The organism is Adlercreutzia sp. DFI.6.23, assembly GCF_024462535.1.
Lineage (GTDB): Bacteria > Actinomycetota > Coriobacteriia > Coriobacteriales > Eggerthellaceae > Adlercreutzia > Adlercreutzia rubneri.
Map to the genome: position 1 here is coordinate 1 of NZ_JANGBP010000703.1, position 292 is coordinate 292.

Below are 292 nucleotides of genomic sequence, written 5' to 3' on the forward strand. Positions count from 1 at the left end.
GGCGCCGGCGGTACCGGCCAGGCCTTCCTTCGGGGCCGGAGAGCTCGGCGCGCAAGCGACCAGAGACGACAGGGCCCCCGCCGAAACAGCGGCGACGGCACTGCCCTTCAACTCCGACTTCGACGACGAGACCCAGGCCCTGAAGCCGAACGTGGAGGATGCCGCCAGCCATGCCGGCGACTACACCTTGCCGGCCACGGACATCGACACGCTCTTTCTGCCCAACGGGTCGAACTACTTCGTCTACGAGGGCCGCATCGCGCCGACCGGCGAGACCATCACCCTGCAGACC

General features: G+C 68.8%; 1 protein-coding gene. It reads left to right on the forward strand.

Annotated elements, in window-relative coordinates:
- Positions 1–292: hypothetical protein (locus NE591_RS15125; protein ID WP_256157086.1), on the forward strand; the 292-nt coding region annotated here is incomplete at both ends.